Raw genomic sequence first — 16,525 nt, forward strand, 5'->3', positions numbered from 1 at the left:
CCGGACATGCGACCACTCCTATCGATCAACGAAAACCTGTCGAAGGCCGGCCGAGCCGCCCCCAAGCGGATATGGGGACGGCCATCTTCACCCCACAGGGGCCACCGCGTCACGATGCTGCGAGCCAGCGGCTGGCTCGCCGCTCAGTGGTTATGCACGTCAGGCCGCGGATCGGAGACGAACCCGTCGCGGTTCGGCATCTTGACGGCGGCGAGCGACTTGGCGTCGAGCACGGCATTGGCCGGGACGACGCCGTTGAGGCTGAGGATGTAGGCGGACACCGCATAGACGTCCTCATTGCTCAGCGACTGTGGTGCGTTCTGCGGCATCGCGCGGCGGATATAGTCGAACAGCGTCGGGGCGTAAGGCCAATAGCTGCCGACGGTGCGGATCGGCTTCGGGCTCGCCAGCGTGCCCTGTCCGCCGACCAGACGGTCGCCGACGCCGCCCTGCCCGGTGTCGCCGTGGCACGCCGCGCACTGCTCGGCGAACACGGTGCGGCCGCGCTCGACGCTGCCGCTGCCCGGCGGCAGGCTGGAGCCGTCGCGGCCGATGTCGATGTTCCAGCCCGCGATCTCGGCCGGCGTTGCCGGACGCCCGATGCCATATCGATCGTCGGCCTGCGCGGCAGCGGCAAGCATCGCGATCGCACCCGCGAGAAGCGCCGCCTTGAGCTTACGCCTGGGCATTGGTCACCTCGCCATTCGCATCGATGCGCCAGGGCCAGATTGCGTTGTTGTGGTAGAACGAGTTGAGACCGCGCACCTTGACCAACTCCGCCAGCGTCGGCTGCACGTAGCCGGTTTCGTCGATGGCGCGGCTCTGGATCACGGCCGGGTTGCCGTTCCAGTGCCAGGGCAAGCGGAAGCGCGTGAGCGCGCGCGTCAGCACCGGCTCCTGCAATTCAGCCTGCTGCCAGCTCTTGCCTTCGTCGAGCGAGATCTCAACGCTCTTGATCTTGCCGTGGCCGCTCCAGGCAATCCCCGTGATCTCGTGGAAGCCGTGCGTCGTCAGCTTCTGCCCGCCGGACGGCCGCGTGATGATCGACTTGGCTTCCATGTAGAAGGTGAATTCGCGCGCTGTGCCGTCGGGCATCGGGTCGGTGTATTTCGAGGTCTCCTCGCGCGAATAGGCCGGCTCGGCTGTGACTTTGAGCCGGCGCAGCCACTTCACGTTCATGTTGCCCTCGAAGCCCGGCAACAACAGGCGCAGCGGATAACCCTGCTGCGGACGCAGCCGCTCGCCGTTCTGGCTGTAGACCAGCATGGCGTCGTCGAGACATTTCTCGATCGGGATCGAGCGCGTCAACGCGGCGGCGTCGGCGCCTTCGGCGACGACCCATTTGGCGCCCGGCTGCAGGCCCGCTTCGTCCAGCACCGTCTTGAGCGGCACACCGGTCCACTCCGCGCAGCTCAGGAGGCCGACGAGATCGGAGGCCGTCTTGCCGTAGGGCTTGGTGTAGACCGGATTGCCGGAGCATTCGAGGAAGTGGATCCGCGACTGCGAGGGAAAGCGGCGGATGTCCTCCATCGTGAACACCAGCGGGCGATCGACCATGCCGTGCAGCATCAGCCGGTGCTCGGCCGGGTCGATGGTCGGCACGCCGCCATGGTGGCGTTCGTAGAACAGGCCGTTCGGCGTGATGATGCCGTCGAGCTCCTGCAACGGCGTACGGCCCGATGCGGAGATATATTGCGGCAGCGTCTTCGAGATGTTCTTGACGACGCCCTTCTCGTGCACCGACGGCGTGCCATAGGGCTGGCTTCCCATCGGATCGCCGGGCGCTTTCATCCATTCCGGCACGCTGGGCGGAAGATTATTCCCCTGTTCGGCAAGCGCAGGAGAACCGGCCACTCCCGCGATCGCGGAGCCACCGGCCAGTGCCGCACCCGCCTGAAGAAATTGCCTGCGAGACGCCTCTCGCACGCGCTTGTCCGTCGTGTGTTCGCTCATCGACGTTTTCCTCTGACGTTACGAGATGCAGCCTAGCACCAAACGCCCGAGGCGATGCAATGATCCCACGCGCAGAGCTGCATCGACGGCTGCGCGCGACAGATGCGCGAGCGCGCGCCTCAATCCTTCACCGGTGGGGTGCCGTGGGTGTGGAACGACTCGATCGTCTTCAACCCCCAGGCCTGCCCCTTCTTGCGCTCCTCCTCGGTCCACACGATCGGCCTCCAGTCCGGCGCGAGGATCAGGCGGGCACCTGCATTGGCGACCTCCACGCGGTTGCCGCCGGGTTCATAGACATAGAGGAAGAAGGTCTGCTGGATCGCGTGCTTGTGCGGCCCGGTCTCGATATGCACGCCGTGCTCGAGGAAAATATCCGCAGCCCGCAGGATCTCCTCGCGGCTGTCGAGTGCGTAGGTGACGTGATGAAATCGGCCCTTCTTGCCGTAATGGTCGCGCGTATAGGCGAAGTCGTAGCTCTTGTTCGACATCGTCATCCACATCGCGGCTTCCGTGCCGTCGTTGAGTACGATCTGCTCGGTGGTGCGGCATCCCAGGTAGTTCTCGAAGAACAGGCGGTTGGCCTTGATGTCGACCGCGAGGCAGTTGAGATGGTCGAGCCGGCGGACATTGACGCCGCGCGCCGGAAAGCGCTGCGCCTGGTTCTTCAACGCAGGCTTCAGCTCAACCGGCGCCTCGTACCATTCGGTCTCGTAATAGAGCTCGATGACGTGGCCGTCGGGGTCGCGGCAGCGGAATGCCGGTCCCTGCCCCATGTCACCGTCGACCCAGCCGATGTCGAAGCCCGAGCCCTTCAGCGCGGCGACGCGGCGTTCGAGCGCCTGCGGGCTGCGGGCGCGCAGCGCCATGTGCTCCATCCCCGAGGTCTTCGACGCGGTCAGCTTCAGCGAATAGCGCTCGTAATCGTCCCAGCCGCGCAGATAGACCGACTCGCCCTTGCGGCCGCTGACGGTCATGCCCATGACATCGACGAAGAACTTCAGACTCTCGTCGGGCTTCGGCGTCAGCAGCTCCATGTGCCCGAGATGAGCGAGATCGAAGATCGGTTCCGGCTGCATGGGCGGTCTCCTTCCGCGACGACGCCGGATCGACGTCATTCCGCTCGGGCGAGCGCCGGCGCGTCGATTTGTACTAGTGTACAAAGGATTAGGTCTCGTCAACAAATTATTGGCACCGGCCATCGCGGCGCCTGTTGAGACCAGCGGCGGCGCCTAGCCCTTCGACGCCATCACCGGCGCCGATCCGTGCGGCCGGAACGCGGTCGCCGATACCGTCAACACGACGGCGAGCGCGCACACCATGTAGAGCTTCATCCGCGCCGTGCAGCGATCGGTCATCGGCAGGAAGAAGAAGAACGCGATCGCCAGAACGAGAAGTGCATTGACGAGATAGTACATGGCGGAGCCCTCTTGTTGCGGTTCAACAAGATGGCCGCCGCGCGCGCGGCATTCCGTGGCCGGAATCACATAGGAAAAACTGCCGGCGTCAGGCGACCGAGATCGCCCTCTCGCGATGCGACGACAGCAGCTTGCGGATTTCGACATCGGACACCGGCCGGCTGAACAGATAGCCCTGCATCTCGGTGCAGCCGAGGATACGAAGCATGTTGCGCTGCTGCTCGGTCTCGACGCCCTCCGCGGTCGTCGTCATGTCGCTCGCGGCGGCGATGTTCACCACGGCCTGGACGATCGTGGACGATGCGCCGGTCCCGGCGAGATCCTTGATGAAGGCGCGGTCGATCTTGATCTTGTCGAAGGGGAAGCGCTGCAGATAGCTCAGCGACGAGTAGCCGGTGCCGAAATCGTCAAGCGCAATGCGGACGCCGAGTTCGCGCAGCTGATGCAGGATATCGAGCGCGGCCTCGTCGTCGCGGATCAGCACGGCCTCCGTGATCTCGAGTTCCAGCCGCGCCGGCGCGAGCCCTGACGCCGCCAGCGCGGCCGCGACGTTGAGCGCCAGCGTCTGGCTCTTGAACTGGATCGGCGACACGTTGACCGCGACGTGGATATGCTCCGGCCAGTTCACCGCTTCGCGGCATGCGGTGTTGAGCACCCAGTGCCCGAGATCGTTGATCAGGCCGGTGTCCTCGGCGACCGGGATGAAATCCGCCGGCGAGATGGTGCCGCGCTCGGGATGGCGCCAGCGCACCAGCGCCTCGCAGCAGCTGACGCGGCTGTCCTCGAGATGAAGCAACGGCTGATAGTGCAGCTCAAAGCTGCCATCGACGATGGCCTGGCGCAGCTCCAGCTCCAGGCTGCGCCGCGCCTTGGCACGGGCGTCCATTCCGGCCTCGAAGAAGCGGTAGGTGCGGCGGCCGTCGCTCTTGGCGCCATAGAGCGCGAGGTCGGCGTTGCGCAGCAATTGATCGAGGTCGAGGCCGTCGGCGGGTGCAACGGCGATGCCGATGCTGGCGTCAGTGGTGATCAGGTGCCCGCTGCAATCGATCGGCCGGCGGATCGCCTGATAGATCGCGGCGAGGAGCTGCATGGTCTCGGTCTGATCGCGGACGCCGGTCTGGATCACGGCAAACTCGTCACCGCCGAGGCGCGCCGCGACGTCGGTCTCCCCGACGCAGCCGCGCAGCCGATCGGCAATCGCGCTGAGCAATTCGTCGCCGATCTGATGGCCGAGCGCGTCGTTGACGCTCTTGAACTCGTCGATGTCGATATACATGACCGCGAGCTGCCGATCCGGCCCGATCGCATTCAGCGCCTGCTCGAGGCGCTGGCGGAACAGCACGCGGTTGGGCAGATCGGTGAGCGCATCATAGTGCGCCATCCGCGCGATCTTGTTCTCGGTGCGCGTGCGCTCGGTAACATCCTCGATGGTCGCCACCCAGCCGCCTTCCGGCAGCGGCTTGTTGACGATCTCGATCGCGCGCCCGCCCGGCGCCTGCGTCAGCTGACGCGTGGCCCGGCCGAGCTTCACATTGCCGATGATGGCATCGCAGAACTCGTCGACATCGCCGTCGAACGAACCGGTCTCCTGCCGGTGCGCGATCAGCCGCTGCATGGTGCAGCCCGGCTTCACGACATCGGGCGAAAGCCCGAACATCTCGATGTAGGGACGGTTGCAGATGATGATGCGTGCCGAGGCATCGTAGAGCACGAGCCCCTGCGGAATGTTGTTCACCGCGGTCATCAGATTGCGGCGTTCGGTGGCGAGCCGCGCGTCGGAGACTTCATGCCGCTTCAGCAACAGGAAGACGATCACGGCCATGATCGCAAACGCCGCCATCAGCAGGCCTTCGCGCTCGCTCCATTGCGCGGTCGCGCTTCCGAGCAGGCTGCCGACCAGCAGGCCGGCACAGAACGCCAGCCCCTTGGTCGAGCTGACGTCGGCATTCCCTGACGATGAATTGCGGTGTTCGATGCGCACGCTGATCTCTCCCGGGCGCGGCATCGTTACGCAGCACAAATGGAAAGGTCGTTACAACTCGCAGTTAGCAATCGGTTACACGATACCAGGACAGAGCGGGCGACAATTCACGCCGGGACCCCCGTAAAGCTACGGAGCTGCCGATGCACTCCTCGAGATGGTGAATCCCGCCTTAACGGAAAAACCGCGAAACAATCGCGGCTGTGCCGGAAAGCGACGATTTCGCCGCCGCGGCGCGCGATCGGGCACAATCTCGCGTCACGATAGAAACAAATCGTCACCGAGAAGGTGTAGATTTAGCCGATGCGGAACCCCGGCGATTTAACGTTTTTTCCAATCCCGGGCGGGCATATTGGTCCGGACATTTAGCTTTCGAGAACGAGCCAGGCTGGAACTGTGACATCCTTTGGACGTGTGATCTCTGTGCGCGGCTCGCAGGCCCGGGTTGGACTGCTGGCGGGCGGCCAGATGCAACTTTCAGAAATGCGTGCGACGGTCGGCCGGTTCGTCAGCATCCGCTGCGCGAGTTCAGTCATCGTCGCCATGATCACTGAAGTCACGTGCGAGAACCTGCCGGCGTCCGACGAGTACATGGCGACCGCCTCGGTCGACCTGCTCGGCGAAATCCTCGGCGGCGACCGCCCGAAATTCCAGCGCGGCGTCACCCACTATCCGACCATCGGCGACAGCACCGATCTGATCACCAACCAGGAGCTGCGCACGGTCTATGCGCCGAGCGGCTCCGACCAGATCAATGTCGGCACGCTGCAGCAGGACCGCTCCGTCATCGCCTATGTCGACGTCGAGGAAATGCTGTCCAAGCACTTCGCGGTGCTCGGCTCGACCGGCGTCGGCAAATCCACCGGCGTGTCCCTGCTGCTCAACGAGATCCTGAAGTCGCGGCCGAACCTGCGCATCTTCCTGCTCGACGTGCACAACGAATACGGCCGCTGCTTCGGCGAGCGCGCGCAGGTGCTCAACCCGCGAAACCTGAAGCTGCCGTTCTGGCTGTTCAACTTCGAAGAGATCGTCGACGTGCTGTTCGGCGGCCGGCCCGGCGTGCCCGAAGAGCTCGACATCCTCGCCGAAGTGATCCCGATGGCGAAGGGCATCTACACCCAGTACCAGAACTCCGACCGGGTCGGGCTCGGGCTGAAGCGCATCGACCCCAAGCAGGTCGGCTACACCGTCGACACGCCGGTGCCCTATCGCCTCGTCGACCTGATCTCGCTGATCGACGAGCGCATGGGTAAGCTCGAGAACCGCTCCTCGCGCATCATCTATCACAAGCTGATCTCGCGCATCGACGCGGTGCGCAACGATCCGCGCTACGCCTTCATGTTCGACAACGCCAATGTCGGCGGCGACACCATGGCCGAGGTGATCAGCCATCTGTTCCGCCTGCCCGCCAACGGCAAGCCGATGACTATCATGCAACTCGCCGGCTTCCCCGCCGAAGTCGTCGATTCCGTGGTGTCGGTGCTGTGCCGCATGGCGTTCGATTTCGGGCTGTGGAGCGACGGCGTCTCGCCGATGCTGTTCGTCTGCGAGGAAGCGCACCGCTACGCCTCCGCCGACCGCAATATCGGTTTCGGACCGACCCGCAAGGCGGTGTCGCGCATCGCCAAGGAAGGCCGCAAATACGGCGTCTATCTCGGCCTGATCACCCAGCGTCCGGCCGAACTCGACGCGACCATCATCTCCCAGTGCAACACGCTGTTCACGATGCGGCTTGCCAACGACCGCGACCAGGCGCTGCTGCGCTCCGCGGTGTCGGATGCCGCCGCCAATCTGCTGTCCTTCGTACCCTCGCTCGGCACCCGCGAGGTGCTGGCATTCGGCGAAGGCGTGGCGCTGCCGACGCGGCTGCGCTTCAAGGAGGTGCCGCCGCACCAGCTGCCGCGTGGCGAGGCCACCATCGCGACCGTGCCGTCGGTCACCGCCGGCCATGACATGCATTTCGTCAGTGCCGTGCTGGAGCGCTGGCGCGGCGCGACCTCGCATCGCGACAGCCCGAGCGGCGATGCCAATTTCAACGCTCCGCCGCCGACGCGCACCATGGCGCCCGCGGAGGCGCCGATGCTGCAGCCGTCACTGGGTCTCGATCCGGACCGCTTCTCGCTGCTGAAGAAGCCGCTGCGCTAAAGCGCGATGAGATCCGGTTGGATCGTCATCCCGCTTTAGCTTCTTGTTTGGGCATGATCTCCTCGGAAAACCGCTTCGCACTTTTCCGGATCATGCCTTAGCATCATTACGGCAAGGCGCTGCTGCGCCTTGCGTCCGACCCGTCATCCTCTATGGTTTCGCCAGACGCCGCGCCCATGCGGCATGCCGGAACCATCTCATGACGCAACCCACCGCCCAACGCTTCCCGACGCCCGCTCTCGACAAGCTCCCCGAGGATATCCGCAGCCGCATCCTGGCGGTGCAGGAGAAGTCCGGCTTCGTTCCGAACGTATTCCTCACGCTGGCCTATCGCCCCGACGAGTTTCGTGCGTTCTTTGCCTATCACGACGCGCTGATGGAGAAGGACTCCGGCCTCTCCAAGGCCGAGCGCGAGATGATCGTGGTGGCGACCAGCGCCGCCAACCAGTGCCAGTATTGCGTGATCGCCCACGGCGCGATCCTGCGCATCCGCGCCAAGAATCCTGAGATCGCCGACCAGATCGCCGTCAATTATCGCAAGGCCGACATCACGCCGCGGCAGCGCGCGATGCTCGATTTCGCCATGAAGGTGAGCCGCACCGCCGAGGAGGTCGCGGAAGCGGACTTCGCCGCGCTCGCCGCCCACGGCTTCAGCGACGACGACGTCTGGGACATCGCGGCGGTTGCGGCGTTCTTCGCGCTCTCCAACCGGCTTGCGAACGTCACCGGCATGCGGCCGAACGACGAGTTCTACATGCTTGGGCGGCAGCCGAAGTAGAGGCAGAGGACGCCTTGTCGGACTGGAGCGAGATCATCCTGCGTCTCGGCGCGGCCACGCTGGCCGGCGGCGCGATCGGGCTCGACCGCGACCTGCGCGGCAAGCCGATCGGCCTGAAGACGCTCGGCCTCGTCAGCCTCTCGACCGCCATGGTCGTGCTGCTGGCCTTGCAGGCGGTCGGACCCGGGCAGTTTACCGATGCGGTCAGCCGGGTGATCCAGGGCGTGCTGACCGGCATCGGTTTTCTCGGTGCCGGCGTGATCGTGCGCCAAGGCGACCGCTTTCAGGTCCGCGGCCTGACCAGCGCCGCATGCGCGTTCTTCGCCGCATGCGTCGGGATCGTCTGCGGCGCCGGACACTGGCCGATCGTCCTCACCGCGCTCGTACTGGCGTTCCTGCTGCTGACCTTCGGCAAGCGCACCGAGCGCTGGCTGCACCAAGCGCTCGGCGGCAAGGAGGAGCTGCCCAAGCGGGAGGACGCGCCGCCTCAGTCGTCGGATGCCGGCCCGCACCAGCCGGGCAGATAGGTCGCGCCCTGGCCGCGGCCGAGCGCCAGGCCCTTCTCCAGCGCCTTGGCGAAATTATTCTCCACCGTCTTCCGCGGGATGTGGCGGCGCAGGAAATCGGCCCACAGGAATTCGCTGAACGGCGTGGTGTCCTTGGCGAAGCCGCCGGCCCGGCGCATCTCGCCGGCAAGGCTGCGGAACGGATCGTCCTTGAGGTCCTTGATCGATTTCGGGATATCCCTGAAGTGACAGCGCTCGCCCTTGGCGTTGTAGGGATAGACCCAGCGCTTGTTGTCCATCACGCCCCAGAACACGTCACGCTCGACCATTGTGAGATCGCCGATCACCGTGACCAGGATGTCCTTGACGCCCTCCTCGTGCAGCGCCCGCGCCATGTGATGATGGTCGACCACATAGTAGCGATCGTCGGGCCCATGGACGACCGGGATCATGTGCTTGCCCAGCATCTCGGCGCGCTTCTTGTCGGACTTGTGCTCGCGCCAGCGCTTCCGCTTCTCACTCACTTCCTGCATGCCGACCGTCATCTGGGTCGGTCGCAGCGACATGATCGGGACCGGTTTGACGTAGGGCTCGCGCGTGTGGGCCATGATTTGCACTCCCGTTTGACCGGTACTCCGGAATGGGTTCCACTATGGCATGATGTCACAGGCAGACGAAAGAGCCGGTTCGGCGCAATGGCTTTGAGAGCGAGCGATCGCGTGAAGGCACGCACGGTCCGCCTCGGCAACCGCGAGGTCGTGACCGAGGGACTCGAGCTCAGTTTCTGGGCAGACATCAGCCATCGCTGCATGACGGCATCCTGGCCCGGCTTTATCGGCGGTGCAGCATTGGTGTTCATCGGCTTCAACGCCATCTTCGCCTTGTTCTACTGGCTTGGCGATCATCCGATCGCCAACGTGCCGGACGGCCAGTACATCGACTACCTCTATTTCAGCATCGAAACACTTTCGACCGCGGGCTACGGCGACATGCACCCGCAAACGCATTACGGGCACTTCATCGCCACCATCGAGCTGTTCACCGGCATCTTCTCGATGTCGCTGATGACCGGACTGATCTTCGCCCGCTTCTCGCGGCCGAGCGCGCGGCTGTTGTTCGCCGACAATCCCGTGATCTCCAACCATGACGACCAGCCGACGCTGATGATCCGCCTGGCCAACGAGCGACACAACATCATCGCCAACGCCACCGCGCGGCTGTGGCTGTTCAAGAACGACCTCAGCAAGGAAGGCATGTCGTATCGCCGGTTCTTTGAGTTGCCGCTGGTGCGCAGTGAAAGCCCGGCGCTGGCGCTGAGCTGGACCGTGTTTCATGTGATCGACCAGGACAGCCCGCTGCATGGCCTCGACGCCGCAGACCTCGAAGCCATCAATGCCGGGCTCGGCCTCATCGTATCGGGCTACGACGACGTTGCAGCGCAAACTGTGCACGCGCGAAAATCATACGAGCATTCCGACATCCGCTTCGGCCATCGCTATGCCGAGATCCTGCGCGCGACCGACGACGGCCGCCTCAGGATCGACTACAGTCGGTTCCACGAGACCATCGAAGGATAAATACCACCTCTGCGCGCACCAAGATTTTAGGTGTGAAGCGCGGCGAACATGCTAAGTTGAAACGGCGACGCGACCGGACTGACAACAGTGAAGACGCAGCGGCCAATTTCCTCGGATGACGAGCACGTCGTGCTCAAATTCCGGCCGCGCACGTCGGCGCAGCCGCCCGGCAAGCGCGAGGAGCCGTCCCGATCCAGTCGCCCCCCGTCCGTCGCCAACGATCTCTCCCGCTATGAGAAGCCGCGCGAGGAGCCGGACGATTTCCGCCAGCGCATGCTCGCCAACATCGCCGCCTTCGCCTTCACCGTGGCGCTCACCGCGATCGGCATCTGGCTCGCCATGAGCATCGCCGATTTGCGCAAGACCCAGGATTGCGTGCTGATGGGCCGCCGGGATTGCGCGAAGATTACGGTAATGCCGCGCACCTAGGACTGGTCGGAACCCCGCCCAAAAACCGCCCTTGCCAGGCCGGCCAAGCTCCATTGAACTAACGGCCCTGCTCCGATATACGGGCACACGACTCCGGCAGCAGCAATAGGGCATTCCGGGGCAACGCGCCCGCCTCCTCCGAGCCGACCCGGAATTACCTTCAATATATCAAAGGCTTAATGATGTCCTCCACATTCGAGCAGATCGCCAACATTATCGCGGAGACCTGCGACATCCCGCGCGATACGATCAAGCCGGAGAGCCACGCGATCGACGATCTGGGAATCGACAGCCTCGACTTCCTCGACATTGCCTTTGCCATCGACAAGGCCTTCGGGATCAAGATGCCGCTCGAAAAGTGGACCCAGGAGGTCAACGACGGCAAGGCCACGACGGAGCAGTACTTCGTGTTGCAGAATCTCGCCGACCGCATCGACGAGCTGGTTGCGGCCAAGAATGCGGGCACGGGCACGGGCTCGTAATCGCCCATCATGCAGCTTGAAACTTTTCAGCTGATCGATCGGATCGTCGACCTCGACCTCGACGCAAGGACCATTGTCGTCGAGGCTGACGTCCCGCCGGACAGCCATTCGGTGTTCACAGGGCACTTCCCGGGTTACCCGATCATGCCCGGCGTGCTGCTCACCGAAGCAATGGCCCAGAGCTCGGGCTGGCTGATCCTTGGTCTGACCAAGTTCGAGCGCATGCCCTTCCTCGCCATGGTCAAGGAAGCCAAGATGCGCGGCTTCGTCGCCCCCGGCTCGCTTCTGACGATCGAGGCCAAGATCGAGCACGAAGGTTCAGGCTTCGCCGTGACCTCGGCGAAGGTTCGCGTCGGCAAGGAGCTCAAGTGCAATGCCGAGCTGACCTTCCGTCATATCCCGTTCCCCAGCCCGGACTTGCGTGTGCACATGGACGCGATGGCCAACAAGATCGGGTTTCCGCTGCAGGCAATGAGTAATGGCTGAGAAGGAAGTCTGGATCACCGGCGTAGGCCTGCTCTCCTCGCTCGGCGAGGGGCTGGATGCGCATTGGCAGGCGCTTGGCGAAAAGCGCGTCAATGCCGACGAGAAGCGTCTTGCGCCGTACGTGATCCATCCGATCGCCCCCGTCAGCTTCGACGCCCAGATCCCGAAAAAGGGCGATCAGCGTCAGATGGAGATGTGGCAGCGGATCGGCACCTATGCCGCCGGGCTGGCGCTCGATTCCGCCGGCGTCAAAGGCAATCAGGAAATCCTGTCGCGGATGGACATGATCATCGCAGCCGGCGGCGGCGAGCGTGATCTCAATGTCGACCTAGCGATCATGAATGCCGACGCGCAGGGCAAGCTGCCGCCTGCCCTGCTCAACGAGAAGCTGATGAACGAACTGCGCCCGACGCTGTTCCTGGCGCAGCTCTCCAACCTGCTTGCCGGCAATATTGCGATCGTTCACGGCGTGTGCGGGACCTCGCGCACCTTCATGGGCGAGGAAGCCTCGAGCATCGACGCCGCGCGGATTGCGGTGGCGCGCATCGGGGCCGGACAGAGCGACATCGCACTGGTCGGCGCGGCCCATAATGGCGATCGCGGCGACCTCTTGATGCTCTATTCATTCGGCGACTTCGCGCTCAAGGATCAATACGCGTCGGTCTGGGCCCGCAGGAATCACCCGGGCTTCGCCATCGGCTCCGCCGGCGCCTTCCTGGTGATGGAGTCGCGCGAGCACGCCGAGGCGCGCGGCGCCAAGCCATACGCCAAGCTGACCAAGGTGGTCGCCGATCTGGCCAAGCGCAAAGAACCCGGCGCAGTGATGAAGTCGCTGCAGGCGATGTGGCCGCAGCTCGGCGTCAACGACAACGCGATGCTGATCACGGGTGCGACCGGTGCCGAGCCTGCGACGGGCGAAGAGCGTGAGTTCCTCGGCCAGCATCCCGGCCTTGCCGTGCGCGCCACCGGAACGACCTTCGGCCACACCATGGAGGCCCAGTTCCCGCTCGGCCTCGCGCTGGCCGCGTTGTCGATCTCGCGCGGCGCGCTGTATCCGGCCAACGATCCGACCGGGCTGGAGGTTGAAAAGACCGAGGCGCCAACCCAGATTGTCGTGTTGGGGGTCGGCCATTGGCAGGGCGAAGGCATGGCACTGGTCGAGGCCGTCAGTTAGAGCATGATCCGGAAAAGTGCGAAGCGGTTTTCCGAGAAGATCATGCTCAAACAAACACCTGAAGCGCGATGATTCTCATCGCGCTTTGAGTTCGGCGCAAGCACCGACGGGGACACCATGACAGCACCACGCGATAAATTCGGCCGACCGATCGTTGTCGTGACCGGCATGGGAATCGTGACGTCGCTCGGCGGCGGCAAGACCGACAATTGGAAGCGCCTCTCGGCAGGCGAGTCCGGCATCAAGACCGTGACGCGTTTCCCACTCGACAGCTTGAAGACGACGATGGCCGGCGCCGTCGATTTCGTCACCGTCGACCCGTTCTCCTCGACCAGCCTGTCGCAGCGTCTGGCGGAGATCGCGGCCGAAGAGGCGCTCGAGCAATCCGGCATCGGCAGCAAGGGCGACTTCCCCGGCCCGCTGTTTCTGGCGGTCGCGCCGATCGAGACCGAATGGCCGCAGCGGCTCGAGGTCGCGCGCGAGGTCCCGACCAAGGACTTTGGCATCATCGACTATTTGGCGACCTGCAGCGGCGGCAAGTTTGCGCATTTCCACCGGCGCTTCACCTTCGGTTCGGTCGCACTCAACCTCGCCGAGACCTTCGGCACCAAGGGGTCGCCGATTTCGCTGTCGACCGCTTGCGCGTCCGGCGCGACCGCAATCCAGCTCGGCGTCGAGGCGATCCGCCGCGGCGAGACCGATGCAACGCTATGCATCGCGACCGACGGCTCGGTCAATCCCGAAGCCATGGTGCGCTTCTCGCTGCTCTCGGCCCTGTCCACCCAGAACGATCCGCCGCAGGGCGCCTCGAAGCCGTTCTCGAAGAACCGCGACGGCTTCGTGATGGCCGAAGGTGCCGGCGCGCTGGTGCTGGAGAGCTACGACGCAGCGGTGGCCCGCGGCGCGCGCATCCTGGGCGTGGTCGCCGGCTGCGGCGAGCTCACCGACTCCTTCCACCGCACCCGCTCGGCGCCTGACGGCAAGCCGGCGATCGGCTGCGTGCGCAAGACGCTCGCGGACGCCGGCATGGAGCCCGAGCAAATCGATCACATCAACGCGCACGGAACGTCGACGCCGGAAAACGACAAGATGGAATATCTTGCCACGTCGGCCGTGTTCGGCGAACACACCAAAAACATTCCGGTGTCGTCGAACAAATCGATGGTCGGCCACACCATCTCGGCGGCCGGTGCGGTCGAGGCGATCTTCTCGCTGCTCACGCTCGAGCATCAGCGGATTCCGCCGACGATCAATTACGAGGTGCCCGATCCCGCGATCCCGTTCGACGTGGTCGGCAACAAGGCACGCGACGCCAAGGTCACCGCCGTGATGTCGAACTCGTTCGGGTTCGGCGGGCAGAACGCTTCGCTGATCCTGACGCGCGAACCGGCCTGACCCGGCGCCCTCGCCTCACCAGATGAAACGCCTGCTCCTTCGCACCAGGGCGCGCCTGCGCGACGCCGCCAAGCCTGTGGCCAACGTCGCCATTGGCGCGTTGACGACCGGGCTGCTGCGCACCACGCGCTATTTCGATCCGGAGAAGACCGCGCAGTTCTTCGGCCGCGCCGCGCATTTCATCGGCCGGCGGCTGCGCGAGGATCGCATCGGCCGCGAGAATCTCACGGCCGCCTTCCCCGAGAAGTCCCCTGAGGAGATCGAGACGATCCTGACCGGGGTCTGGCACAATCTCGGACGCATCGGCGCCGAGTTCGCGCATCTTGACCGCATCTGGGACCACGATCCCCAAAATCCCGACAAGGTGGGCCGGGTCGAATTCTCCGGACGCAGCAAGGAACTGTTCGACCAGCTCCGCGACGACGGCAAGCCGGCGCTGTTCTTCGCCGCGCATCTCGGCAACTGGGAGCTGTCTCCGCTTGCCGCCGCGGCGCACGGGCTCGACGCCGCCGTCCTGTACCGACGGCCGAACATCGAAGCCGCCGACCGCGCCATCGAACGCATCCGCGCCGTCAATCTGGGCACGCTGGTGCCGGCCGGTCGCGACGCGCCGCTCAAGCTGGCGCAGGCGCTGAAGAACGGCCAGCACGTCGCGATGCTGGTCGACCAGTATTTGACCAACGGCGTTCCCGTCACCTTCTTCGGCCGCAAGACCACCGCCAACCCGTTGCTGGCGCGGTTGCGCCGACAGATCGAATGCCCGATCCACGGCACGCGGATCATCCGCCTTCCCGACGGCCGTTTCCGCGGCGAGGTGACCGAGGAAGTGCAGCCGGTGTTCGATGCCTCCGGCCAGATCGACATCCAGGGCACGATGCAGGCGATCACCGACGTCGTCGAGGGCTGGGTCCGCGAATATCCGGATCAATGGCTCTGGCTGCACCGGCGCTGGCGGTAGGCCCTCCAGTCGTCATTGCGAGCGAAGCGAAGCAATTCACCTTTCCGCGCATGCGGAGCGATGGATTGCTTCGTCGCTTCAGCGCAAAATTGCTCTGCAATTTTGTCGCGAGCTCCTCGCAAGGACGGATAAATCTATTTCCCGATCTTCACGCGGGTCCACAGGCGATTGATGATCCGCTGCGTCGCAGGATCGCGCGCCGTGATCACGAACAGCTTCTTCTGCATCGCCTCGTCGGGATAGATGTTCTTGTCGTTGAAGATCTTGGGATCGATCAGCTTCTGGCTCGCCAGATTGCCGTTGGCGTAGGACAGGAAGTTCGAATTCTTCGCCGCGACCTCAGGCCGGTAAAGGTAATTGATCAGCTCATAGGCCTCGGCGACGTTCTTCGCATCCGCCGGGATCGCGAGATTGTCGAAGAACATCTGCGCGCCCTCCTTCGGGATCGTGTAGCCGATCTCGACGCCGGTCTTGGCTTCCGCCGCCCGGCTGCGGGCCTGCATGATGTCGCCCGACCATCCGACCACGAAGCAGATTTCGCCCGAAGCCAGCGCGCTGAGATATTCGGACGAATGGAATTTGCGCACATAGGGCCGGATCTTGATGACGAGATCGGCCGCCTTCTCGAGATCAGCCTGCTTGGTCGAGTTCGGATCGAGGCCGAGATAGCTCAACGCTGCCGGCAGGATGTCGTCGGCGGAATCCAGCATATGGATGCCGCAATCCTTGAACTTGGCGAGGTTCTCCGGCTTGAACACCATGTCCCAGCTGTCGATCTTCGCGTCGGGCCCGAGGATCTTCTCCGCCATCTTCACATTGTAGCCGATGCCTGTGGTGCCCCACATGTAGTTGGCGCCGTAATTATTGCCGGGATCATAGGTCGCGAGCTGACCGGTCACGACCGGCCAGGCGTTGGCAAGGTTCGGCAGCTTCGACTTGTCGAGCTTCAGAAACACCTTCGCCGTGATCTGGCGTTGCAGGAAATAGCCGGTTGGCACCACGACGTCGTAGCCCGACTTGCCGGCCAGCAGCCGTGTCTCCAGCGTCTCATTGGCGTCGAACGTGTCGTAGACCACCTTGATGCCGGTTTCCATGGTGAAGTCCTCGAGGACTCCCGGCGCCATGTAGTTCGACCAGTTGTAGAAGTTGACCGTGCGCTCCTCCGCGCTGGCGGAGGCGGCGAGCAACAGAACCGTCGCGATCGTACCGACGAGGCTGACGAGACGACGGCTCTGCTTCTGCATTC

17 protein-coding genes are annotated in these 16,525 nt (G+C 64.3%); 10 read left to right on the forward strand and 7 right to left on the reverse strand.

All coding sequences use genetic code 11. From position 1 onward, the window contains the following. Window positions 1-143: 143 nt before the first annotated feature. The 5 genes from BI327_RS12470 to BI327_RS12490 all read right to left on the reverse strand — a co-directional run bounded on the left by BI327_RS12470 (window position 144) and on the right by BI327_RS12490 (window position 5,349). Entirely contained in the window at window positions 144-689 is a 546-nt protein-coding gene (locus BI327_RS12470; RefSeq protein ID WP_076860504.1) for a c-type cytochrome, read from the reverse strand. Then, window positions 676-1,953: a sulfite dehydrogenase gene (gene soxC / locus BI327_RS12475; RefSeq protein ID WP_076860505.1), complete on the reverse strand. Its 1,278-nt coding sequence runs from the start codon at window positions 1,951-1,953 to the stop codon at window positions 676-678. Before soxC ends, BI327_RS12470 begins: the two co-directional genes overlap by 14 nt. Window positions 1,954-2,072: 119 nt before the next feature. Beyond that, complete coding sequence (locus BI327_RS12480) at window positions 2,073-3,029, reverse strand: catechol 2,3-dioxygenase (RefSeq protein WP_076860506.1); 957 nt, start codon at window positions 3,027-3,029, stop codon at window positions 2,073-2,075. Between the two features lie 153 nt (window positions 3,030-3,182). After that, on the reverse strand, window positions 3,183-3,368 hold the full coding sequence (locus tag BI327_RS12485; RefSeq protein ID WP_076860507.1) for a hypothetical protein: 186 nt from the start codon (window positions 3,366-3,368) through the stop codon (window positions 3,183-3,185). Between the two features lie 88 nt (window positions 3,369-3,456). Beyond that, entirely contained in the window at window positions 3,457-5,349 is a 1,893-nt protein-coding gene (locus BI327_RS12490; RefSeq protein WP_347337670.1) for a putative bifunctional diguanylate cyclase/phosphodiesterase, read from the reverse strand. 396 nt (window positions 5,350-5,745) lie between these two features. On the opposite strand from BI327_RS12490, the gene BI327_RS12495 reads away from it, so the two are divergent. The 3 genes from BI327_RS12495 (at window position 5,746) to BI327_RS12505 (ending at window position 8,799) form a co-directional block, all read left to right on the forward strand. Continuing rightward, window positions 5,746-7,494, forward strand: coding sequence for an ATP-binding protein (locus BI327_RS12495; protein WP_089025445.1), 1,749 nt, complete (start codon window positions 5,746-5,748; stop codon window positions 7,492-7,494). Window positions 7,495-7,693: 199 nt separating this feature from the next. Next, window positions 7,694-8,272, forward strand: a complete 579-nt coding sequence (locus BI327_RS12500) for a peroxidase-related enzyme (RefSeq protein WP_076860509.1) — start codon at window positions 7,694-7,696, stop codon at window positions 8,270-8,272. A gap of 14 nt (window positions 8,273-8,286) precedes the next feature. Beyond that, the gene (locus BI327_RS12505) at window positions 8,287-8,799 is read left to right on the forward strand and encodes an MgtC/SapB family protein (protein ID WP_076860510.1); all 513 of its coding nucleotides are present in this window, start codon (window positions 8,287-8,289) and stop codon (window positions 8,797-8,799) included. Here BI327_RS12505 and BI327_RS12510 read toward each other — a convergent pair. Next, complete coding sequence (locus BI327_RS12510; protein ID WP_076860511.1) at window positions 8,760-9,386, reverse strand: ParB-like protein; 627 nt, start codon at window positions 9,384-9,386, stop codon at window positions 8,760-8,762. The genes BI327_RS12505 and BI327_RS12510 overlap by 40 nt on opposite strands. 111 nt (window positions 9,387-9,497) lie before the next feature. Between BI327_RS12510 and BI327_RS12515 the strand changes: the two genes are divergently transcribed. The 7 genes from BI327_RS12515 to BI327_RS12545 all read left to right on the forward strand — a co-directional run bounded on the left by BI327_RS12515 (window position 9,498) and on the right by BI327_RS12545 (window position 15,279). Continuing rightward, a complete protein-coding gene (locus BI327_RS12515; protein WP_245334779.1) occupies window positions 9,498-10,355 on the forward strand; it encodes an ion channel in 858 nt (285 codons plus the stop codon). Window positions 10,356-10,442: 87 nt separating this feature from the next. Then, window positions 10,443-10,784 (forward strand): hypothetical protein, encoded by a 342-nt coding sequence (locus tag BI327_RS12520; protein WP_076860513.1) that lies wholly within the window; start codon window positions 10,443-10,445, stop codon window positions 10,782-10,784. Between the two features lie 182 nt (window positions 10,785-10,966). Next, entirely contained in the window at window positions 10,967-11,266 is a 300-nt protein-coding gene (locus BI327_RS12525) for an acyl carrier protein (RefSeq protein ID WP_076860781.1), read from the forward strand. Between the two features lie 9 nt (window positions 11,267-11,275). Continuing rightward, on the forward strand, window positions 11,276-11,752 hold the full coding sequence (locus BI327_RS12530; protein WP_076860514.1) for a 3-hydroxyacyl-ACP dehydratase FabZ family protein: 477 nt from the start codon (window positions 11,276-11,278) through the stop codon (window positions 11,750-11,752). Continuing rightward, window positions 11,745-12,926: a beta-ketoacyl-ACP synthase gene (locus BI327_RS12535; protein WP_076860515.1), complete on the forward strand. Its 1,182-nt coding sequence runs from the start codon at window positions 11,745-11,747 to the stop codon at window positions 12,924-12,926. Before BI327_RS12530 ends, BI327_RS12535 begins: the two co-directional genes overlap by 8 nt. Window positions 12,927-13,043: 117 nt before the next feature. Beyond that, window positions 13,044-14,321, forward strand: coding sequence for a beta-ketoacyl-ACP synthase (locus BI327_RS12540; RefSeq protein ID WP_076860516.1), 1,278 nt, complete (start codon window positions 13,044-13,046; stop codon window positions 14,319-14,321). A 22-nt stretch (window positions 14,322-14,343) separates the two neighbouring features. Then, window positions 14,344-15,279 carry a lipid A biosynthesis lauroyl acyltransferase gene (locus BI327_RS12545; RefSeq protein WP_076860517.1) on the forward strand — a complete coding sequence of 312 codons (936 nt, stop codon included), beginning with the start codon at window positions 14,344-14,346 and terminating at the stop codon, window positions 15,277-15,279. Between the two features lie 134 nt (window positions 15,280-15,413). Here BI327_RS12545 and BI327_RS12550 read toward each other — a convergent pair whose 3' ends face one another. After that, window positions 15,414-16,523: a polyamine ABC transporter substrate-binding protein gene (locus BI327_RS12550; protein ID WP_076860518.1), complete on the reverse strand. Its 1,110-nt coding sequence runs from the start codon at window positions 16,521-16,523 to the stop codon at window positions 15,414-15,416. Window positions 16,524-16,525 lie beyond the last annotated feature (2 nt).

This window comes from Bradyrhizobium mercantei, from assembly GCF_001982635.1.
Lineage (GTDB): Bacteria > Pseudomonadota > Alphaproteobacteria > Rhizobiales > Xanthobacteraceae > Bradyrhizobium > Bradyrhizobium mercantei.

Excerpts from the sequence above, each read along its gene's own strand:
- BI327_RS12470 (WP_076860504.1), bottom strand. The coding sequence starts at position 689 with ATGCCCAGGCGTAAGCTCAAGGCGGCGCTTCTCGCGGGTGCGATCGCG.
- soxC (WP_076860505.1), bottom strand. The coding sequence starts at position 1,953 with ATGAGCGAACACACGACGGACAAGCGCGTGCGAGAGGCGTCTCGCAGG.
- BI327_RS12480 (WP_076860506.1), bottom strand. The coding sequence starts at position 3,029 with ATGCAGCCGGAACCGATCTTCGATCTCGCTCATCTCGGGCACATGGAG.
- BI327_RS12485 (WP_076860507.1), bottom strand. The coding sequence starts at position 3,368 with ATGTACTATCTCGTCAATGCACTTCTCGTTCTGGCGATCGCGTTCTTC.
- BI327_RS12500 (WP_076860509.1), top strand. The coding sequence starts at position 7,694 with ATGACGCAACCCACCGCCCAACGCTTCCCGACGCCCGCTCTCGACAAG.
- BI327_RS12510 (WP_076860511.1), bottom strand. The coding sequence starts at position 9,386 with ATGGCCCACACGCGCGAGCCCTACGTCAAACCGGTCCCGATCATGTCG.
- BI327_RS12525 (WP_076860781.1), top strand. The coding sequence starts at position 10,967 with ATGTCCTCCACATTCGAGCAGATCGCCAACATTATCGCGGAGACCTGC.
- BI327_RS12530 (WP_076860514.1), top strand. The coding sequence starts at position 11,276 with ATGCAGCTTGAAACTTTTCAGCTGATCGATCGGATCGTCGACCTCGAC.
- BI327_RS12535 (WP_076860515.1), top strand. The coding sequence starts at position 11,745 with ATGGCTGAGAAGGAAGTCTGGATCACCGGCGTAGGCCTGCTCTCCTCG.
- BI327_RS12540 (WP_076860516.1), top strand. The coding sequence starts at position 13,044 with ATGACAGCACCACGCGATAAATTCGGCCGACCGATCGTTGTCGTGACC.
- BI327_RS12545 (WP_076860517.1), top strand. The coding sequence starts at position 14,344 with ATGAAACGCCTGCTCCTTCGCACCAGGGCGCGCCTGCGCGACGCCGCC.
- BI327_RS12550 (WP_076860518.1), bottom strand. The coding sequence starts at position 16,523 with ATGCAGAAGCAGAGCCGTCGTCTCGTCAGCCTCGTCGGTACGATCGCG.